The organism is Heyndrickxia acidiproducens DSM 23148 (assembly GCF_000374345.1).
Classification (GTDB): domain Bacteria; phylum Bacillota; class Bacilli; order Bacillales; family Bacillaceae_C; genus Weizmannia; species Weizmannia acidiproducens.
Genome location: NZ_KB894014.1, coordinates 15,499 through 36,288 on the forward strand (window position 1 = coordinate 15,499; position 20,790 = coordinate 36,288).

Consider the following 20,790-nt stretch of genomic DNA (forward strand, 5'->3'; position numbering starts at 1 on the left):
ATCGTTGGGCTTCGCCCTTCACACGATTGAAGAGGGAGTCTTCTGCCGGGAAATGATAAATTAAAAAGCAAACGGACATTCTGTTGAGCTGCCCACCATTCAGGCTGCCGCCTTGAATTGGGGGATTCCCGCAAATTTCGGGTTCAATCACTGGTTATTTCCATACGATGTATCTTCATATCTTGTATGTTACTTTGCCATGCATCCTGCTTTTCAACAACTTTGGCTAACGCCAACCGAACATCTCCTTTAAAAAATGGCTTACACCCATTTAACCATAATCTGGTATAATCAAAAGAACCAGATTCATGTTTTTCAAAGGTACCAGTATATTATTGGAGGCTGAAATATGATTGAACTGACACCGCTTCTCCATAAAAAAAGCAACACCCCCCCCTTTCTCTCCATCTTTTTCATGTCTTTTTTCACAAAACCCGGCTTTTGCATACAAATGCTGCGCAGCCTTATTTTTCACATTTGCGGCCAGCAGATTTTCAAAGTTCCCGGGAAAATACGTATGTACCAAAGCCGATCACATTTTTTAAGCCTGCTTTATTATGGATTGCTGAATCCCGTCCCGGCCCGGGGCGGGATTCAGCTTTTATCCCAACATAACGGGCAGTAAGACTCCCACTGATGGAAGTTTCACTTTATTCTTTCTCCACGGTTTTCTTCCGGTTCACGGTTAAAGAACCGCTCATTGCAAAAACAATAAGAAAAGAAATGGACAAGAGTACCGAGGCGCCTATAAACGGAAAGACAATGTTAAACCGGTCCGAGACTGCCCCGGCTGCCATAGTGGAAAGCCCGAACACGAGCGTAACCAGTGCATTTTGGGCCGAATAGATTTTGGGGAATCATGGCATTTCTTGCAGGCGCTGCCCATCCATCAAAAAACGAATTCAGTCCCGCCAGCAAAATCAGTACAAAAATGGTGCCGGGGCGCATCAAATACATAGAGTAAACCGCAAGCAGCATTAAAAGCAACGTTTTCAAAAGCTGTGAATACACAAGGACTTTTCTAAGTTGATAACGGTCGATTAAAATGGGCGCAATAAAACCGCTGACAATGTAATAGTGAATGGAACCAGAGATACAAAAAAGGTCGATGCCGTGATGGTATAGACAAGGGAAATCAGTGCCACAATATAAAATACATCCCCCGCATTTGCCAGGCACTGGCCAAACATCAGGCATCTGAACGAATGATGCGTCAACGTGATCAAACTCCTTTATTCAGTTTTAATGGTTGAAAAAGAGGTTTGTATCACATTGGAAGATTGCTCCTTTAACTCGTCTATCTTCTATATTTATTGTGAGAATCCTTGCATTTATCCGCCAATTTTTATTTCCCTGATTTCTTAACCGCTTGTTTCCGACTTATCCATCTCATATGCAACCACTGGCTTTTCTGTTTTTCGTGAAGTGAGGCTGTGCAGTACCATACCGGCAACGACCGTCAAGATTCCGGCCCAGGATACGAGCGGCGGCGCAGGAATGGATAATAAAGCGATCTCCCCAAACAGCGCAAACAGTACTTCCAATGACTGGGTCGCTTCCACCAGCGACAATTTTGCCATATCGCCGCGGACAAGATCGGTTGCTTTAAAGAAAAGCACGGTAGCAACCACTCCTGAAAAAATGGCAACAATGCCCGATTGCATGACCTGTGATTTCGAAGGTGCACCGGCCGTCAACAATCCGTACAAGGATAAAGCGAACCAAAACGGAAGGCTTGCCAGCGTCATGCCAAGCACACGCTGAAACGTATCAAGCCGCCCTTTGCATAAATCCATCATTTTCCGGTTTCCAAGCGGATAGGCAAAAGTTGCAACGAGAACCGGAAGAACACCCAAAGCAATCTGATGCAAGGAAATACGGCCGGCCTGTTCAAGCTGCATCAAAAATACCCCAAGCAAAATCAGCAGTGACCAGCGCAAGCCGCGGAACGGGATTTTCTCCCTGATTCTCACAGGACCTTCAGGCGTCTGAACCATTTTATAAAAGAAAGGCGCAAGCAGCGACCCTGATAAAATTGTAATCTGCCAGGTGCCGGCCACGAGCCAGCCTGGCGCATAAGCTGCCGAAAAACATAAAGGCGCATAAAATAGCACAAAGCCGAAAAAGCTCCACAGCAACCACTGGAACGGGTGTTTTTTCATTTCTTTCCATAGCACTTGAAAGTTCTTTCTCGCAAGCACGATTACAAGCAAAAACGGCACCATAAAAACGTAGCGGAGTACAGCACTCCAAATCCAGCTGCCGCCGGACAGTTCCATTGACCGATTTAAAATAAATGTCACCGCGAAAAAGAAGGCGGCACATACCCCCAATAAGACCGGACGCAAAAACTCCACACTCCTCTTTTTCCTTTCAAATTTGCTGCAGGGCCTGCCAAACATCGTTTTTCAAGTCTTCTATATGTTCAACGCCAACAGAATAACGGACAAAATTGGAAGGAATGCCCGCTGTTTTCATTTGTTCTTCTGTCATCACCCCGCCCCACATTGCGGCTGTGTGGACGGCAAGCGAGTCCACTCCCCCTAAGCTGACTGCATTCAAGGATAAATGCAAAGAAGAAACAAAACGTTCGGTTTCTTTGTAGCCGCCTTTGACCGCAAAAGCAACCACTGCACCAAATCCGCTCATCTGTTTTTTGGCCAGTTCATGCTGCGGGTGGCTTGGAAGCCCGGGATAATAGACTTGCTCAATTTGCGGCTGCGCTTCAAGAAATTCAGCAAGTGCCAGTGCATTGGCATTGATTCTTTCCACCCGCATCGGCAGCGTCCTCAATCCCCGCAATAACAGCCATGCATCCATTGGAGACAACACGGATCCAATAGCGGTATGGGTACGCCAAATTTGTTCAGCAAGCGCTTCACTCGTACAGATGGCACCTGCTGTAATATCGTGGTGCCCGCCTAAATATTTTGTTGCACTATGTAAAACAATATCGGCCCCATAATCATGCGGACGCTGGTTCATCGGCGATGCAAAAGTATTGTCCGCTGCGACCAGAATCCCCTGCGGATGGGCCAGGTCCACAACAGCTTTGATATCTGTCACCACTAAAGTTGGATTTGCAGGTGTTTCGATCATTATGAGTTTTGTATTTGGCTTGATGGCGTCTGCAAATGCCTGTACGTCGGATTGTTCCACAACCGTTACATCGACGCCGAATTTTGGCAACATCTCATCCATGATTTTTGCAGTGCTCATATAGTGGCGCGTCTGGGCGATAACATGGTCGCCTGCGCGCAATAAGGTAAGCAATGTTGTGGATATGGCCCCCATTCCGGACCCGGTTAACATCGCCGTTTCCGTGCCTTCCAATTTGGCGATGATTTTTGCAGCACGCTCGTGAACGGGGTTTCCATACCTTGTATAATATTCCGGATGCCGCGGCGTTTCTGCCATTTCCGTAAATTCAGCAGCATTTTCCGCCTGGAATGTTGCCGTATAATAAATGGGCGGTGATACCGAACGATCTCTATTTCCATCCTCATGAATGACAAGTGTTTCATTATGTTGCTGTTTTATTCCTCCCAATTCCGGATCCTGTTTTTGCAAACTGCATAACTCCTTTCCATTTCCAGTTATTCAATCATGAATTTTCCCACTATTCATGATTATATCACATTATCCCGCAGATGATAACTAGCACAGTTGCCAGCCATTTTTATACTATGAATATGACCAGACCAGTGACGATACATAGTGCTGAAATGTACATTAACCAGGTTGATAAAATTGGAGTGCCCGTGAGCACATCAACGATTTCCATCATTCCAAATATTTTTTTGGATTTGGGTGAAAAACTGTCATATTCTTTCCATGCTTTTTTGAATTGCAATATGCCAAAAGGAAGCAGCACAAAGCCAATAGCGATTAATAAAAGACCAATCCATTTCATAAACATCACTCCTCCCTATGTTAAACGAATATGCCCGTCAGCATCAAAAATAAGGACATTTTAGCAGCCCATAAAAAACGAACTAATAGTAATGAAGAAACATTATGATGAAGATGAACAGGAATCAATATATTAAATGTATTTATATTTAGACTCGATAGAAAAAAATAATCCGCTTCATATGCCATTGCAGTAGCATAAATTGAAGCGGATAGAATAAGAGTCAAACCTTTATTTTGTGCTGTTCCGCTTAATGCGGATATTGCCCTGCACCGGTGTTTTGACTCATACAATTTCATTTTTTACGGCCATTTTCCTCATTAAACCGGATGGTCTGCCGGATCCAGATTCTCATTAGACCGTTCTCCCGCTTTCCATTGCCCGAGCACACTGTGACGGTAACCATACCCAAAATAGATGGCAAGCCCGATCACTAACCACACAAAGAAACCAATCCAAGTCACTTTAGATAGATTGACCATTAAATAACCGCAGGCAAGTACAGCCAGAATCGGAATGTAAGGGACGAACGGCGTTTTGAAATTGCGCTTAATGTCCGGACGTTTTTTTCTAAGCACAATGACACTGATCGACACAACGATAAAAGCAAATAAGGTTCCGATATTCGTTAATTCAGCGAGCTGGTTAAGGGGAACAACTGCTGAGAAAACCGTTGCCATTAACCAGGTCAAAATGATGCTCCGCGTTGGTGTCTTTGTCTTTTCAGTCAGTTTTGAAATCTTTTTCGGAAGCAGTCCATCACGGCTGATCGCAAAAAAGAGGCGGGTTTGTCCATACATCATGACAAACAGAACGGTTGTAATTCCTAAAATTGCCCCGAGAGAAACGAAGCCTGCCACCCAATTCTGATGAACAAATCGGAGGGCAAACGCAACCGGATCACCGACATTCAGTTTTGTATAAGGAATCATGCCGGTTAACACCAAAGATACAGCGACATAAAGCACAACACAGATCATCAAAGAAGTAATTATTCCGATCGGCATATCCCGTTGCGGATTGCGTACCTCTTCAGACGCCGACGAAACAGCGTCAAACCCGATATAGGCAAGGAATGCGGTTGCCGCCCCCTTTATTACACCCTCAAATCCAAAAGGCATAAAAGGCGTCCAGTTCGATGGTTTGACATAAAAAATTCCTACAGCCAAGAAAAGAAGGACAACACTAATTTTAATGATGACCATGACATTATTGATCCGGCTTGATTCCTTTACGCCGGTCAGCAAAACAGCTGACAGCACAAAAACAATGATAACAGCCATAAGATCAATATACGTCCCTTTGGATGGATCATAGGCTCCACTTATGGCTGTTGGCAAGTGGAGTCCAAATCCCCGTACCAGTTCCTGAAAGTAGGCAGACCAGCCGCTTGCAACAACCGAACAGGCCAGGCCGTATTCCAAAATCAAATCCCATCCGAGCACCCAGGCAAACAATTCACCAAACGTTGTATAACTATAAGTATACGCACTTCCCGATGCAGGAATCATTGACGAGAATTCGGCATAACATAAAGCCGTTAACGCGCAGGCAATTCCTGAAAAAATAAAAGAAAGGATAATCGCCGGGCCTGCTGACTGTGCGGCAACGATACCGGTCAGAACAAAAATACCTGTCCCGATTACCGCACCCACACCAAGCATGGTTAAGTCAAAAGCACCCAAGGCTTTTTGCAGGCCCTTTTTCCCGCTTGCCTGATTCAGCATGTAATCCATCGACTTTTTCCTGAATAAATCCATAAAGAAAATCTCCTTTTTATTTACAGTCAACCCAGTCATCAGGTGCACGTAATTCACTGATTTTTAATTTCCATAACAGTGAATTTTCTAATTATTAGAATCATAAAGACCGTTTCTTCTCACCTCTTTATCTATCGATTCGTATGCACCGTTCGAGCCATAACGCCATTCTACAAAAAATGACATCTTTTGTAAAGAGCTGATAAAACTGAAAATTAAGTTTCAGAAAAAAGTAAAACCCGAACAATATCATAGTTAATATAACTTTTTGTTCGCAGGAGAGCGCAATCATCTGAATATTAGCATGGACTGGATCAATATCGCGTTCCTTTTCAACTTCTTAACAGTAAAATTTTTACAATTATGTATTCTTTTTTGTCACAAAATGGACAAAAATATTTCACATGTCCTTTTACCATGCCAGTATTCTTGCGCGATAAGCCGCCCCTACTCACATGGAGACAGCTGAAATTTCATTCAAAAAAATTAATCATCTCCCTAACCTGTCAAAGCTCCCGACCAGTTCCTCCCGTATACTCATATGACTATAAATTCCCATCTTCATTCCTAACAGCATGAACTTTGATATTTTAGGCAAAATAAAACAGGATCAATTTTCGAGGAGGATGCCGTATGCCGAACATTGAAGAAGGGGAAATTTTTACAATTACTGAAAATGGCCGGGAACAAGAGGTGGAAGTGATCGGTGTCATGAGTCTGGATGAAACGGATTACGCCGTCGTTTCATTTGTTGAGGATTTGGATGAACAGACTGGCGATGATCTGGATGTTTTTTTCTTAAAAACAGACGAAGAAGGCGATCTTGACGCACTCGGTTCGGAAGAGGAATACCATAAAGTTTCTGCTGCTTTTGGCCGGATACTGGGCGGGGAAGAAGAATAATGGTAAAGCAATGCCGGTTTTTAATGCTGGCATTGCTTTGTTGATGATCTGCATTAATCTGATGCTTTTTTCTATTTTCTTTCTAAGCATTATCTGTTTATCACTTTCATCATATTCCTGCAAATATCCAAAAACAGAATCCTGAAGAATGTCAAAACGATTACTCTCCCATAAAAATTAACTCATGCTAAAATTGCTTTCTGTATCCATTTTCCACCACCGCCAAACTATATATAGATGTTTCAGAAACACAAATTCAATATATTGTAATTCCAATTGTAAAATGTTATAATATGAAACTGTACAGAAAGTCCCTGTTTGGCTCACCGTCCCAGTCTGTACTTTATCAAGTTGACTTCAACGGGATCTATGCCCGGCCCGAACTTCAATCCATCGCTTCAAGCTAACATACTTCTAATCTTAGAATGCTTCCTAAAACTGCGCACTCAATTTTGTACAAAGGTTTTAAAAAATACACAAAGGGTATATTTAAAGAGGTGATTGAATATGAAAAGAAGAATGTTTAATTTTATTATTGATGGACGATTAATAACCGTCAAAGCTGCTTCGGTAAAAGAAGCTGAAATGAATGCACAGGAAATTGCTTATAACTTGAAGCAGGAAGAAAACATGGGCAGCCAGTCAGCCGTTTGATTGGCTGTCCTTGTTTTTGTTTTCTCCCGTTTTATCTATTCACAACTGTCCAAGCTTTCCTGCCATGAAAACGGGCGTCGTTCTCCCGAAGTTTTCATTACAAGCCTTGCCTTCACGATTTCCCGCAAAAAAGGCCGCCCATCCGGACAGCCCCATCATAACCGGCCTGTCAGCCAGTTCGTTATTTCAACTCATTCAGTACGCTTTTGGTTTTTGCTGTTTTCTCCACTGCATGGCCCACGCCAAAAACATAATAGCTGACGATAACAATGCCAAGAAATACGAGGCCGGCAATTAAAGATACCTTTGTGTCATCGTTAAACCACATTCCGACTAAAACCATCACTAAAAAAGCAATCGTTAAATAGTTGGTAACGGGTGCGAATGGCATTTTGAAAGGATGATTAGCCATCCCGGCACCTTTCGCTTTTCTGAAACGGATCTGGCTGATTAATATGACAAACCACGGAACCATACCCGGCAGCACGCTGGCGCTGTATACATATACAAATAGATTTTTTGGTGCAATATAGCTTAAAATAACACCAATCACAAGGCCGGTAAGTACGCCTATTGTGCCCAGCAACGGGACGCCATTGCGCGATAATTTTGTAAAGAATTTTGGTGCCTGCCCATTAACGCCTAACGTATAAAGCATCCGCCCTGCACTGTAGATGCCGCTGTTGCAGCCGGATAATGCTGCTGTAATGATGACAAAATTGATGATGCCGGCTGCAGCCGTAATGCCGATTTTTGAAAAGGTTGCGACAAACGGGCTGCCGATTGAATTTAGTTCGTTCCACGGATAAACCGTGACGATGACAAAAATGGCGCCAATATAAAAGATTAACACCCGCCAAATGATATTTTGAATGGCGCTTCTGATAGTATGCTGCGGGTCTTTTGCTTCACCGGCGGTAATCCCGATTAATTCCACCCCCTGGTAAGCGGCGACCACAAGCGATAGTGCAAAAAAGAAGCCTTTAATGCCGCCTGCAAAAAAACCGCCATGCTGCCACAAGTTCGAAAGTCCAACGGCATTTCCGCCATTGCCAAAACCAAAAATAATGATGCCGAGCCCGGCCATAATCATCAGGACAATCGTTACAATTTTAATCAGCGCAAACCAGAACTCAAACTCGCCAAATGATTTTACAGAAACCAAGTTTGCAGTTCCGAGTATGACCATGGCAACGAATCCTGGAATCCAGGCAGGCAAGTCCGGAAACCAGAACTGCATGTAAGAACCTACCGCAATAATTTCCGACATGCCGACCACTACCCACTGGAACCAGTTGCTCCAGGCCGTCATATAGCCGGCGAGCGGATGAATATATTTATAGCCGAACGTTGCAAATGACCCGGTGCTCGGTTCAACATATAACATTTCACCCATGGCACGCATAATAAAAAAGATAAAAATTCCGGCGATTGCGTAGGCCAGCAGAACGGATGGGCCTGTCCATTTGATCGTGCTTGCCGATCCCATAAACAACCCGACACCAATCGTCCCGCCGAGCGCAATCATTTGAATATGGCGCGCCTTCAAACCTCTTTCTAATTCTTTCTTTTCCATGAGATTACCCCTCCACATCTTGTTGCCAACTTAAAACTGCTGCTCAGTAAAATGTTCCATCCAGCATACCTAAAAAGGCCTTGAAACATTCAAAAGAAATAGAATGATCGGTGTTTGTAAGATATTCTAACATTATGTTTTCTATTTTAATATGTTTTTCTAATAAATACAATTGTATTCTTTAGGAAAACAAGTAATTTATTATTTTAAAGTATTCTATTAAAAGTTTTGAAAACGTTCTATTATTTATTTTCCTCTGTGATGCGAGAAACTTCATAAAAACTTCATAAATGCCAAAAAAAAAACAGCCAAGAGAAACCTGGCTGCTTTTTAGTGATTTTTTTTACTTTTGCCGGCATCGTCATTTGGCGAGTTGCCGGTGCCGTCTTTGGCTTTTCTGTTTGGTGTCCCGTAGATTTGGTTATCATGGGTTACTTTGGCGCCTTCCAAAAAATCGTCCTTTGTTTTCATGCTGATCGCCTCCTTTACGCCGGTTTATTTGGTGTCCCTGCTTTCATTCGGGCTTGCCGCCAGTTTTGAATGCCTAGGATCGGTTTCAAAACTGAGTTCAGCAGTCCCTGATGTCAAGAGCGGCTGTCCGCCTTTTTTTGCTTTCTTCTGTTTCTTTGACATAAAAAACTCCCCTTTCCAACACTTTTATATTGCGTCAGAAAAGGGAGCGCCATACTAAATTTTCTTTTCCAATTATACCGTTAAATATTCCCGCATATTCAGCAAATTCATTTATATTAGAGGTGTGCCCCGGTCTTTCCAATCATCTGCGGGCCGGGCGGATTCTCTATATTTTCCAGTGAACGCCCTGTCGTTTTTGGTGCCAGTAGTGCGATATCCAGCACAACAATCAGCATCGCTGCCGCAACAATGATAAACATCACGGCTGCACCTTCATTTTCCAGCACGGGAAGCAGGATAAACGGCATGAGGCCGCTCATAATGCGGCTGATGCTGTACGCCATTCCGGTAGCACTTGCGCGAATTTCAGTTGGGAAAATTTCCGCCTGCAGTACATGGAAAGCATTTGAAAAGATATTGCTGCAAAGTGTATAGGCAAATCCAAATACGATCACGAGAGAAGGAGATCCGCCGATTCCAAATAAAACGCCAAATACGCCCATACAAACCGCGGAATAGCACACAAGCCATTTGCGGTCCATTTTTTCGATTAGCGGAACAGAAAGCAATGACCCGAGCGGATAGCCGATAAACGACAAGGCAATATACTCGAGTGAATGCGTGATTGTGTAGCCCTTTGACGCAAGCACAAGCGGCGCAAGCGTTCCAAAGCCGAAATAGCCAATCGTTTGGAAAATTTGAAAAATGTAAAGCATGGCTGTACTTTTCAAATATCTTTTTTGAAAGACTGCACGCAAAGTATTCCCCTTTGGCGCTTGATCCGCAGACCCGGTCTGTATTTCCGGTACCACCCCGGGTTCGTTTTCTTCCTCCTGAAATCTTTTCAATAATGCACGCGCTTCCTGCATTCTTCCTTTAGAGGCAAGCCAGCGCGGAGATTCCGGCAGTGCCCGCGCCGCCATCAAAACGAAAACACCACCGGCTGCGCCAAGCAGGAACACCCATCTCCACCCATCCATGCCCAGCGGACTTAAAGGCACAAGGACGCGGGAAAGAAATCCTTCAACCGGCACTGCAAGAAAACCAAGCGTATACGCCCAGGCAATATATTTTCCGCGTTTTTGCGACGGAATCAATTCACTTAAATAGGTATCACATAACGCGGGCTGCGCACCAAGGCCCATTCCTGCCAGAAATCGAAAGAAGATGACCATACCGACATTCGGGCTGAAGGCGATAAAAATAGTAAAAAAACTATAAATTCCTATATTTAGCATGAAAGCCCGCTTTCTGCCGTAACGGTCCGCAATATGACTCAGAAAAACGGCCCCGATAAACATCCCTAAAAAACTGGAACCCAGCAACAAAGGCATAATCGAAGCCGGGACATGATATTCTTCTCCCAGCACACTGGAGAGTACACCTGCAAGAAACAACTCAAAAAACTCGAAAAATAATCCCAATCCAATCACTGCGGTTGCCCGTTTTTGCACTTTTCCTACTGATAGCCTGTCCAACTGATTTCCGATTAACTGACTCAAAGTTATACCTCCCTGGATCGTTATGTTCTTTAGCTGATTGAAAAATTGTTCAGTTTGTTCTAAGTCAATCAGACCACCCCCTGCAGATTTCCAATATTGTATGGATTTCTAACATTGTAAAATAACTTTATATTAAAATTTTTCTTTTCTTTCGTCAACCTTTTTCAAAATTTTTCTTTTCATGAAAAAGCTTTTAGATCGGCCTTTTTCTTGCTGCGCAGCGATTTCCAAACCCGCCTGTTTTCTTGTAAAATCAAGAGTAGCAGAAAAAGAAAAGGGTGGTTTTCTTGTTTAAAATCCTGATCATTGAAGATGATGAGACGCTTCTTCGTGAAGTGAAAGAAAGATTGATGCAATGGTCGTTTGAAGTCTCAGGGATCAGCCAATTTGATCGCGTGATGGAGGAATTTGCCGCGTTCAGGCCGGACTTAGTGGTCATTGACATCCAGTTACCGAAGTTTGACGGTTTCCATTGGTGCCGCCAGATCCGCGCACATTCCCATGTTCCAATTATTTTCCTGTCCTCGCGCGACCACCCTGCAGATATTGTGATGTCAATGCAGCTGGGTGCCGATGATTATGTGCAAAAGCCTTTCCATATAGAAGTGCTCATTGCCAAAATCCAAGCGATTTTGCGCCGGGTATATGCTTACGGAAGCGAACAGGCGGTGTTAAAAACATGGTGCGGGGCCACAGTCGATTTGCAGAGAAATACAGTTGAAAATCAACAAGGATGTATCGAACTTTCCAAAAACGAAATTTTCATTTTAAAACTGCTGATAGAGCAAAAGAACCAAATTGTCAGCCGGGAACATCTGATCAAAAGCTTATGGGATGACGAACGCTTTGTCAGTGATAATACGCTCACCGTTAATGTGAACCGGTTAAGAAAAAAACTCGCGGAGATCGGGCTCGGTGATTCCATTGAAACGAAGGTCGGGCAAGGCTATATTGCACTTGAAAAGGATGCGTTATTATGATGGGAATGTTTTTGGCTGAGAGGAAAAGCTGGCTGATCCTTATCGCTGCCCAGCAGCTGCTATTGCTGCTGGTTGCGTTTATCGACCCGCAAATTGGCAGCAAACCCGCCCTGTATATTGTGTTTTTAAATTCCCTGCTGTTTATCATATTCTTGTTGAACCGGTACAAGTCAGAATCCAAATTTTATGCAAGCCTGAAAAACTGGGACGCAAGCCTTGATCTGAACGGAATCGCAAAGCCTGTGAGTCCATTTGAAAGACTGGTTGAAACAAGCTTGAAAACACAAGCGGAACAAGTAAGAACGGAAATTGAGCAAAGGTCTTCGATGCTGGAAGCGGAACAGGATGAATTAACAGCCTGGGTCCATGAAATCAAAACGCCAATGACCGCGATGCAGCTGATGATTGACCGCATTGATGATGAGAAAATGAAAGCAGGCTTAAGCTATGAATGGCTGCGTATCCACCTGCTTCTTGACAAACAGCTGTACCAAAAACGGATAGCGAACATGGAAAATGATTTGTACATGGAAAATGTCGATTTGAAACGCCTGGTTTTCCAGGAAATCAAAGCGCTGCGTTCATGGTGTATCCAAAAAGGAACCGGCTTTGATATCCAGTTAGCTGTTCCGGAAATCGTAACCGATGCAAAATGGCTTGCCTTTATTTTGAGGCAGCTGATCACCAATGCCATAAAATACAGTGAAGGCAAGGATATCTTAATTGCCGCAGAGAGGATAGACGGGCGCCTGCATTTGTCAGTGAAGGATTGCGGGCGCGGGATTGACCCGAGAGATTTGCCGAGAATTTTTGAAAAAGGCTATACTTCAACGGACCGTGATCATAGCACGGGGGCAACAGGGCTTGGGCTGTATTTGGCGCAAAGAGCAGCGGAAAAGTTAAACATCCGGCTCACTGTGCAATCTGGGCCCGGGCAAGGTTCCACCTTTCAGCTTATTTTTCCGCGCAAGAATGAATTCCAGCACATTCAAACGAAAAGATGAATGGCTTCATTGGTGTAAATCACTCAATTACAGTTTTACCTTCCGCCCAATCGTACACTGGACAAAATATATAAATGCCGGGAATTTCATATCATCTATTATGGTTAAAATTTCGTTGAAACGGGGGTGTAATATGTTTATTCATACGGTTCAGCCGGGCGATTCCTTGTTTTCAATCAGCAGCAGGTACGGGGCTTCTGCTGATCAAATCCGCAGTGTCAACGGCCTTTGGCAAACAAATATTGTTCCCGGCCAGGCGCTTTTGATCCCTCTCTACGTATATATTGTCCAGCCGGGGGACACTTTGACCGCCATCGCCCGGAAATCTTACGTTCCAATTGCAAGTTTAAGGGCTGCAAACGCTTCCATGAATCTTGAAGTTCTGCAGCCGGGGATGCGCATTACAATTCCGCGCCTATCTCATTACCCTGCCGGCACTTTAAGTTTTTATGCCATTCGCAGCCCTGATTTAGACCGGGCATTAATTCGTGACTTTGCTCCCTATTCTACATCCATTGCGATATTTGAATACCATTTTGCTGCAAACGGCGACATTGTGAACGAGTTAAATGATCTGGCGGCGATTCAGGAGACTTGGAACAACAGGGTTACACCGCTTGTTACGATTACCAATTTAACAGCCCGGGGTTTTAGCACTGAACTTGTCCATCAGGTGCTGAACCAGCCGGCAGCAAGAACAAATCTGGTCAACAATATTTTTAATTTGGCATCGGGAAGAGGATACGGTGGTGTCTGTATTGATTTTGAACAGGTGGCTGCAGGCGACAGGGATCTTTTTACCGGGTTTTTACAGCAGTTAAAGGACCGGTTCAGGCCGGCAGGTTTAGCCTTGACGATCGCAGTTCCCGCAAAGACAAGCGAGAATATTCCCTGGTTAATGGGATACGATTATGGCGGAATCGGCTCCGTTGTAGATTATATGTTTATCATGGCCTACGATTGGCATTATCCCGGCAGTGAACCGGGTCCTGTTGCACCGATAACTGAGGTGAGAAGAACCTTGGATTTTGCGGTTGCAAGGGTGCCCCGCAAAAAAATATTACTGGGCCTTCCGCTTTACGGCTACGACTGGCTGCTGCCCTACAGCCCGGGAAGCGCTACTACAGCAATCTCGAATCAGAATGCCATGAACAGAGCGATGACGTTCCAATCCCCAATCCAGTATGCCAATGAATTTCAATCACCGCACTTCCGTTACAGAGACCAGCAGGGACAGCTTCATGAAGTCTGGTTTGAAGATGTCAGAAGCATGAGTGAAAAATTAAGCACAGCCCGCACATATGGCATCCGCGGCGTTGGCGCCTGGCAGCTGACACTCGGCTTTTCTCCGGGGCCATGGCTGTTAACAAAGTTTTTTAGCATTATAAAGATATAGTTTCTTCTAAGCAACCGTAAATGGCTTCATCAACTGTAGTATGGCCGGTTCATCATTCTATCTTTTTCATCTAAATAGCAAATTTCCCCGCCTATCTCCAGCAAATCATTTCATCCACAAATAGCACCGTTCTCTGATATCACGGCCGATTTTCAACCGCTCGTTTCCAGCTGGCACCGATACTTAAGAATTGCTCGTGGTTTCCTTGTTTCATATAAAACACAGAAAGGGGCTTTTCATGCAAATCCAAATCTATCAAGGAAACGATATCGATTTGCCACACGCAAATGTAAATGTTGTGATCGATGTCATACGGGCATTTACCGTTGCACATTATGCATTTTTAGCAGGCGCAGAAGAAATATTGCTGGCAAATTCAGTTGAATCTGCTCTTCAAATCAAGCAACGCAATCCTGATGTCCTGTTGGCAGGAGAAGTAAATGGCCTTCCGATTCCGGATTTTGAATTAGACAACTCACCCGCCCAAATAAATAAACATAATCTAATGAGAAAAAAAATCGTACAAAAAACAACGAATGGAGTAAAAGCAGCCCTGAATGCCCTCCAGGCTGATGAAGTATATGTCACCGGCTTTACCAATGCGAAAACAACAGCAAACCATATCAAACAAAAATGGAAACCTGTTTCATCCGGCAAGGTTAACATCATTGCTTCTCATCCAACCGGTGAGGATGACCTTGCATGTGCCCATTACATGAAAAGCATTTTGGAGGGATCCGGGAGAATACACCCTGAGGAAGTGATACAGGCAATTTTAAAAGCCAGCGCAGCAAAAAAGTTTTTTGATCCGGCCAAAACAGCATTTAATCGTGAGGATTTGGACTTTTGCATTAAAGAATTGAACAGTCCTTTTGTCATGAAAATCAATCAAACAAAAACAATACCAACGATTGAGAGGGTTTTCCTATGAATGATCCGGAATTAGAATTGCCTTCCCGGCCCGCAAAGCCAAGAGCGTATGGCATGACAATTTTAATCGATAACGGCCTCCCGCTGAATCTGTTTAAAGATACGATCAACAGTGCAGCCCCGTATATCGATTTGGTCAAGTTTGGCTGGGGAACGTCCATCATTTCAAACCACATCAATGAAAAAATAAACCATTTGCGAACGCATGAGACCGATTTTTTCTTTGGCGGTACATTATTTGAAAAGTTTTTGAGCCAGGGCAAAATACCTTTGTTTTTTGATTATTGCCGGAGATACGAATGCAATTATGTCGAAATTTCTAATGGCACGCTCCCCCTTTCCAATCATGAAAAAGCCCGTTATATATCAGCGTTTTCCAAGGAATTTAAAGTATTGAGTGAAGTCGGATCGAAGGATGTGAACAGGTCCATGGGTGAAGATTCACACCAGTGGCTTGAGCATATTCAAGAAGATTTGGATGCGGGGGTGTTTAAAGTACTTACAGAAGCAAGAGAAGGCGGCACAAGCGGCATCTGTAATGGAAACGGCGATATACGTTCCGATTTAGTGGAAGGCATCCTCCGATCAGACTTACATTTGGATTCTTTGATTTTCGAGGCACCCAATAAAAAATTGCAAACCTTTTTCATTCAAAAACTGGGGCCAAATGTTAATTTGGCGAATATCCCTTTTTCCGATGCCCTGTCCCTTGAGACATTAAGGCTTGGACTGCGGGCTGATACATTTTTTATAGGAGGAAATAAAAAATGAGAGATGTCAATAAAGTTTTTCACCTGGCCATTCCTTGCAAGGATTTAAATGAAACAACCGAGTTTTATAAAAATTTGGGCTGTACATTGGCACGGCGGTATGATGATCGGGTCACTTTTAATTTTTTTGGGGATCAGGTTGTCTGTCACTTGAATCCGGAAAAAATTGACCAAAGCCCGAAAATGTACCCGCGCCATTTCGGGATTACCTTTTTAAACAAAGATGAATACCTGAAAACCCTTGAATTTGCAAAGGCAAACCATTTAAAGTTTTTCCAGGAACAAATGGTCCGATTCGGCGGAAAACCGGAAGAACATTACACATTCTTTCTTCAAGATCCTTCCAATAATTTACTTGAGTTTAAGTACTACCATGACAAAAGTATGGTTTATTAAGTCTATATGGAAGTGAAACAGATTCGCCTCTGGTTAGAAAAATAAAGTGAGGCAGCAAGACGATCCCGCAAGTTTTTTTCACTCTTTTCCATAGAAAAAAGGCTTCCCGATGTAACCAGTTTTCTGGTTTTTGGGAAGCCAATTGTGCTTAAAACCCGTCATCATACGGTGTGAACGGAATTTGCAACCTGTTTTCCAACACGCGGACACGCTGGTTAACCCGTTGCAGCCGGCGCTGTAGCTGCTGAATTTCCCTGTCCTGGCGTTCATTTTGCCTTTCCAGCCGCTCAATTCTGCGCTCCAGCCGCTGAAATTGAGGAAGCTGCAACTGCCTGTAAGGGTCATCCACATTCAGTTGACCCTGTTGATTATAGTCAAACCCGGGATAAGGATACTGATAAAATTCATACATTGAGCATACTCTCCTTCCGCTTTATCACTATAGTTTATGTAGGCTCTTTCAATAGGTGCCGGCGAATGCCCAGTGCGTCTTCTCATCTATCCCGTAATATCGTAAATTCCGCTCTTTTTCTTTCCAATTTTGGCCTCTGTCTTCCCTGCATTTATCAAAACATGCTTCTAATATCTCATTCCACAGCAGACACCAGCCATCAATAGGCATATTGCCGCTTTCCTGTTAATAGAAAGGCGATGTGTTTGGCTGCTGTTGCCCCCTGGCCGGCCGCACCCGCAATGCTTGAAAACAAAGATCCTGAGCAATTGTCCCCGGCTGCATAAATACAATCGCAGCTTGTTTTTCCGGCAGCGTCCGTCTGGATGTAGCCTTCTTCGTCTATGTTAACCGATTGCGGGAAAAGGCTTGTGTTTGGCTTGGCTCCAATCCGGATAAACACCGCTGAAACGGGCAGGTGTCTGACTTCTCCCGTATTTTTTACCAGGTTTACTGCTTCGACTTTTTGATCCCCCTCTATATCCAATACCCTGGTTTCGTTCAGTATCGTGATATTTTCTTTTACCACTGCCTGTTCGACATACTGGCTCCTTGCTTTAAAATGATTAGAACGGTTGATCAAATAAACCTGTGCACCGGAATCTGCAAGCATCATGGCCCCTTCAAATGCACGGTCACCGCCGCCAACAACTGCAACCGTTTTGTCCCGGAACAAATGGCTGTCGCGCGAAGCCGTGTATGTTTCGCCCCTGGCCAGCATCTCTTCCTCTCCCGGAACACCTAAGCGTTTTGGGCTGGAGCCGGCAGCCGCGATCAAGAATTGGAAATGGATGGTTTTTGCCGCGGGGCCTTGCTGAACCGTGACGGTACGTTTTTCCGCATCGATGGCCAAAACTTTCATACCTGTTTTAACATGGCATTGCAACGCCTGTAAATGGTTGAGAAAATGCTGGCGCAGCTCTTCCCCGTCCTTTTCAATGAATCCAGGATAGTCAATGATCTTGTTGCGGATCATAGACAGCTGTCCGCCTAAGCTTTCATGTTCTTCAATCAGCAGATGATCAAGCCCAAGCCGTTTGCACCAAATCGTGGCAGAAATACCGGCAGGACCGCCTCCGATTATCAATACATCAATATGCTCCATCACCATCATCCCTTCTTTCGTTCATATAAACCGGAAAGTAAAAAAGCGTAGACATTTGTTTACGCTTTTTGTTTAATTATTTAATTAATGAAAAGAATTCCGATCGCATATCAGGCCGGTCAGTAAAGATACCACGGTATGACATCGTCTTGGTTGACGCATTTGTTTTTTTGATGCCCCTGCCGCACATGCACATATGCTTGGCTTCAACAACCACCATTGTGCCCTGCGGCTGTAAAACTTCTTCAACAGCATCCGCAATTTGCGCCGTCAGCCTTTCCTGAACCTGAAATCTTTTGGCATAGCCGTCCACCATTCTTGCAATTTTCGACAATCCCGTAATTTTTTCATTTGGCAAATAGGCGACATGCGCAACACCGAAAAACGGGGCAAAATGGTGTTCACAAATTGAATAAAATTCAATATCTTTTACAAGTACAAGTTCCGGATGGTCAATATCAAAAGTCTTCGTTAAATATCGTTTCGGGTCTTCACGGTAACCTTCCGTGTATTCCAAAAAAGCTTTCAGAACCCTGTACGGCGTTTCCTGCAGACCGTCCCGCTCCGGATCATCGCCGCATAATTCGATCAGCCCCTTAACAGCATCCATAAACTGGCCGGACTGGCTGAACTTTTTGGGCAGCTCACGGTCATCTATAATATCCTTAAAGGTTTCTTCAATTAATTGATGTTTTTTTTCTGATTGGTGTCCCTTTTCGCCGGAAATGATCATAATGATGAAACAACTCCTCCATTCTGCAATAAAAAGCGGTCAGGTTTTCACTATCCCTGTATGTTTAAAGTGTACAACTCTCCATTGATTATATCAATTCCATTGCCCGGCCGCATGAACAAAATTCAGGAACTTCAGGTTAAAAATTTATTTTACATAAAAGGTTGCGGTTCTGCATGTTATATGCTATGATAATAAAGAATTATTTTTGTTCGTGATTTTATTTCAGGAAGAAAAGTGTTTAAAAACTTATCACTTGGATATATTAAGAGCAAGAATAGTAATACATTTGTCTGAATAGACATTAGGAGGCACTACAATGGAACAAGGTACAGTAAAATGGTTTAACAGTGAAAAAGGTTTTGGTTTTATCGAACGTGAAGGTGGAGACGATGTATTCGTTCATTTCTCTGCTATCCAAGGTGAAGGTTACAAAACACTTGAAGAAGGCCAAAAAGTAACTTTTGACGTTGAACAAGGCGCACGCGGACCGCAAGCTGCTAACGTTCAAAAAGACTAATATCATTTTTTGAAAAAAAGGTGATGCTCATGGAGTGTCACCTTTTCTTTTTGCCTTTCCTCCCCCAATACAAAAACTCCAATACGATTTACCTGACCAATTTTAAAATTTTTCCCATTTACACCTGATTCACAACTGGCGCGGCCAAGGAGCCGCAAGGACGAATGAGCAGGCAGGGCATTCGTCGTTTTAGGTTTTATGCATGTTTAAATAATGAACTGGCCAATAAGATCATAATGAGTTCAAAACCCCGGTTTTCACCAACTCCCGGGGTTTTTTTTCAATATAAATACCCCGCAAAAAACAGCGGGGCTAAACAGGTAAAAGTAAATGGTCATCCCATTATAACATAGCGGACTGCAATGACCAAATCAAGTATTTTACGAACATTCACTTAATTCCTTGTATTTTGTTATCCGGTCAAGAGAAAAAACTGCAAAGCTAATTCCTTCCGTCGAAGCTGATCAGCCTGCTTCCTTATATGGATCACCTTCCGGAAGTTCCTTTCCCGACGCGCAAAGCATCATTAAATACGCCATGCCAAGCCCATAGGTAATCATTCCCCCCAGCAAGAACCCCCAGAACAAAATAAGTGACCAATCTGTTGTGTTAGCGTTTACAATAAAATGGACAGTAAGAAAAAGTATGCTTATGATGATTTCAGCGGTTGCAAGAATATAGTACCCCTTAAATTCATTCATGTCACAACCCCCCTTTGTGTTAATATATTATTCTTTTGTTCACAAAATGTTCAAAATTTAAAAGGATTTTTCACATTTTTTAAACATTTTTGTGTACTTTTTTAACTTTTTTGTGCATAAGTATATACACCGGGGGGTTGACTGTTTACATAATAATGTTACAACCTACTTAAGTTAACAATTCAAATACTTCATTTAATTCCTGGTGCCGTTTTTCGTCCTGTGCCTGCTTTGCATAGTCCATTTCTTTAAGAAGCACCTCATTTAAATACGACATTTCCATTTCATTTAAGTGCCGCACAAAATCACCCTCTCCCGTAAAATCCCGGGTGGCCAATTTTTTATAAATCCTGCGGCAGGCCGGATGGTCCAGATGGTTCGACAATGTTTCGCGCAAATAGCCTAATGTGCTGTCCAAAATTTATTCCTCCCTTCGCGTTTAGGTTTTCTATTCACACCGCCATTCATGCAGAAAATGCCGTTGGGCTTTTGGGAGCTTATCATGGCAGACATCACCTGCTGCCAAAATGGTTTGCCGTTTGTTTAGCCGCAAACCTCCGCATCCCTGAATGCAGGGCTTGGCACAATAAACCAAGTGAACTACCCACCACTTATTGACCTTGCGGTCTAATTGAAGTGGGGGCTTCTCGACTTATCGTTGCTTTTACTAGCCAACGAAAACTGACCGAGCTAACCCTCTTGTTCCAAGAGTTTTGTTACTTATGATAACGCTAATAAGCGTATACCTTCATTTTTGATATTGATTGCTGAATTATAGTCGCGATCTGCCACATAACCGCACGAACAACGGTAGGTGCGTTCAGATAGTTTCACAGGTTTTTCTGCACCACAACAAGAACACT

Annotated in this window: 23 protein-coding genes; 9 read left to right on the forward strand and 14 right to left on the reverse strand. The window is 43.5% G+C overall.

Annotated features, from left to right (window positions below; translation table 11 throughout):
- Nucleotides 1-1,361: 1,361 nt before the first annotated feature.
- From C232_RS0113665 to C232_RS0113680, 4 genes are all read right to left on the reverse strand, one after another.
- On the reverse strand, nt 1,362-2,402 hold the full coding sequence (locus tag C232_RS0113665) for a DMT family transporter (protein WP_051086239.1): 1,041 nt from the start codon (nt 2,400-2,402) through the stop codon (nt 1,362-1,364).
- Nucleotides 2,374-3,570, reverse strand: coding sequence for a trans-sulfuration enzyme family protein (locus tag C232_RS0113670; protein ID WP_018664726.1), 1,197 nt, complete (start codon nt 3,568-3,570; stop codon nt 2,374-2,376). The genes C232_RS0113665 and C232_RS0113670 overlap by 29 nt, the downstream gene beginning before the upstream one ends.
- A 109-nt stretch (nt 3,571-3,679) precedes the next feature.
- Nucleotides 3,680-3,913 (reverse strand): hypothetical protein, encoded by a 234-nt coding sequence (locus tag C232_RS0113675; protein WP_018664727.1) that lies wholly within the window; start codon nt 3,911-3,913, stop codon nt 3,680-3,682.
- Between the two features lie 320 nt (nt 3,914-4,233).
- The gene (locus C232_RS0113680) at nt 4,234-5,673 is read right to left on the reverse strand and encodes a branched-chain amino acid transporter BcaP (RefSeq protein WP_018664728.1); all 1,440 of its coding nucleotides are present in this window, start codon (nt 5,671-5,673) and stop codon (nt 4,234-4,236) included.
- A gap of 633 nt (nt 5,674-6,306) precedes the next feature.
- Between C232_RS0113680 and C232_RS0113685 the strand changes: the two genes are divergently transcribed.
- The gene (locus tag C232_RS0113685) at nt 6,307-6,576 is read left to right on the forward strand and encodes a DUF1292 domain-containing protein (RefSeq protein WP_018664729.1); all 270 of its coding nucleotides are present in this window, start codon (nt 6,307-6,309) and stop codon (nt 6,574-6,576) included.
- A gap of 507 nt (nt 6,577-7,083) precedes the next feature.
- Nucleotides 7,084-7,230, forward strand: a complete 147-nt coding sequence (locus C232_RS20050) for a hypothetical protein (protein ID WP_018664730.1) — start codon at nt 7,084-7,086, stop codon at nt 7,228-7,230.
- 181 nt (nt 7,231-7,411) lie between these two features.
- Here C232_RS20050 and C232_RS0113695 read toward each other — a convergent pair whose 3' ends face one another.
- The 4 genes from C232_RS0113695 to C232_RS0113710 form a co-directional block, all read right to left on the reverse strand.
- A complete protein-coding gene (locus tag C232_RS0113695; RefSeq protein ID WP_018664731.1) occupies nt 7,412-8,806 on the reverse strand; it encodes an amino acid permease in 1,395 nt (464 codons plus the stop codon).
- Nucleotides 8,807-9,136: 330 nt separating this feature from the next.
- Entirely contained in the window at nt 9,137-9,277 is a 141-nt protein-coding gene (locus C232_RS20055; protein ID WP_018664732.1) for a hypothetical protein, read from the reverse strand.
- Nucleotides 9,278-9,301: 24 nt separating this feature from the next.
- Nucleotides 9,302-9,439, reverse strand: a complete 138-nt coding sequence (locus C232_RS19865; protein WP_018664733.1) for a hypothetical protein — start codon at nt 9,437-9,439, stop codon at nt 9,302-9,304.
- A 116-nt stretch (nt 9,440-9,555) separates the two neighbouring features.
- Complete coding sequence (locus C232_RS0113710) at nt 9,556-10,941, reverse strand: MFS transporter (protein ID WP_018664734.1); 1,386 nt, start codon at nt 10,939-10,941, stop codon at nt 9,556-9,558.
- 287 nt (nt 10,942-11,228) lie between these two features.
- Here C232_RS0113710 and C232_RS0113720 point away from each other — a divergent pair, with 287 nt between their 5' ends.
- The 6 genes from C232_RS0113720 (at nt 11,229) to C232_RS0113745 (ending at nt 16,417) form a co-directional block, all read left to right on the forward strand.
- Nucleotides 11,229-11,921: a response regulator transcription factor gene (locus C232_RS0113720; protein ID WP_018664736.1), complete on the forward strand. Its 693-nt coding sequence runs from the start codon at nt 11,229-11,231 to the stop codon at nt 11,919-11,921.
- Nucleotides 11,918-12,925 carry a sensor histidine kinase gene (locus C232_RS0113725; RefSeq protein ID WP_018664737.1) on the forward strand — a complete coding sequence of 336 codons (1,008 nt, stop codon included), beginning with the start codon at nt 11,918-11,920 and terminating at the stop codon, nt 12,923-12,925. The genes C232_RS0113720 and C232_RS0113725 overlap by 4 nt, the downstream gene beginning before the upstream one ends.
- 133 nt (nt 12,926-13,058) lie before the next feature.
- Complete coding sequence (locus C232_RS0113730; RefSeq protein ID WP_018664738.1) at nt 13,059-14,321, forward strand: glycoside hydrolase family 18 protein; 1,263 nt, start codon at nt 13,059-13,061, stop codon at nt 14,319-14,321.
- A 238-nt stretch (nt 14,322-14,559) separates the two neighbouring features.
- Nucleotides 14,560-15,252, forward strand: coding sequence for a 2-phosphosulfolactate phosphatase (locus tag C232_RS0113735; RefSeq protein WP_018664739.1), 693 nt, complete (start codon nt 14,560-14,562; stop codon nt 15,250-15,252).
- Nucleotides 15,249-16,022 (forward strand): phosphosulfolactate synthase, encoded by a 774-nt coding sequence (locus tag C232_RS0113740; RefSeq protein WP_018664740.1) that lies wholly within the window; start codon nt 15,249-15,251, stop codon nt 16,020-16,022. Before C232_RS0113735 ends, C232_RS0113740 begins: the two co-directional genes overlap by 4 nt.
- Nucleotides 16,019-16,417, forward strand: coding sequence for a VOC family protein (locus C232_RS0113745; protein WP_018664741.1), 399 nt, complete (start codon nt 16,019-16,021; stop codon nt 16,415-16,417). Before C232_RS0113740 ends, C232_RS0113745 begins: the two co-directional genes overlap by 4 nt.
- A 148-nt stretch (nt 16,418-16,565) precedes the next feature.
- On the opposite strand, the gene C232_RS18760 is transcribed toward C232_RS0113745, so the two are convergent.
- The 3 genes from C232_RS18760 to folE form a co-directional block, all read right to left on the reverse strand.
- Nucleotides 16,566-16,829, reverse strand: coding sequence for a hypothetical protein (locus C232_RS18760; protein ID WP_018664742.1), 264 nt, complete (start codon nt 16,827-16,829; stop codon nt 16,566-16,568).
- Between the two features lie 199 nt (nt 16,830-17,028).
- Nucleotides 17,029-17,973 carry an NAD(P)/FAD-dependent oxidoreductase gene (locus C232_RS0113760; protein WP_018664744.1) on the reverse strand — a complete coding sequence of 315 codons (945 nt, stop codon included), beginning with the start codon at nt 17,971-17,973 and terminating at the stop codon, nt 17,029-17,031.
- 76 nt (nt 17,974-18,049) lie between these two features.
- The gene (gene folE, locus C232_RS0113765) at nt 18,050-18,706 is read right to left on the reverse strand and encodes a GTP cyclohydrolase I FolE (protein WP_018664745.1); all 657 of its coding nucleotides are present in this window, start codon (nt 18,704-18,706) and stop codon (nt 18,050-18,052) included.
- A 319-nt stretch (nt 18,707-19,025) separates the two neighbouring features.
- On the opposite strand from folE, the gene C232_RS0113770 reads away from it, so the two are divergent.
- The gene (locus tag C232_RS0113770; RefSeq protein WP_018664746.1) at nt 19,026-19,226 is read left to right on the forward strand and encodes a cold-shock protein; all 201 of its coding nucleotides are present in this window, start codon (nt 19,026-19,028) and stop codon (nt 19,224-19,226) included.
- 464 nt (nt 19,227-19,690) lie between these two features.
- Here the strand turns inward: C232_RS0113770 and C232_RS0113775 are convergent, their stop codons facing one another.
- The 3 genes from C232_RS0113775 to C232_RS19515 form a co-directional block, all read right to left on the reverse strand.
- On the reverse strand, nt 19,691-19,927 hold the full coding sequence (locus C232_RS0113775; protein WP_018664747.1) for a hypothetical protein: 237 nt from the start codon (nt 19,925-19,927) through the stop codon (nt 19,691-19,693).
- A gap of 169 nt (nt 19,928-20,096) precedes the next feature.
- Nucleotides 20,097-20,345, reverse strand: coding sequence for a sigma-G-dependent sporulation-specific acid-soluble spore protein CsgA (locus C232_RS0113780; RefSeq protein ID WP_018664748.1), 249 nt, complete (start codon nt 20,343-20,345; stop codon nt 20,097-20,099).
- 302 nt (nt 20,346-20,647) lie between these two features.
- Nucleotides 20,648-20,790 (reverse strand): zinc ribbon domain-containing protein (locus C232_RS19515; protein WP_155891581.1); only part of this gene is annotated, 143 nt, incomplete at its 5' end.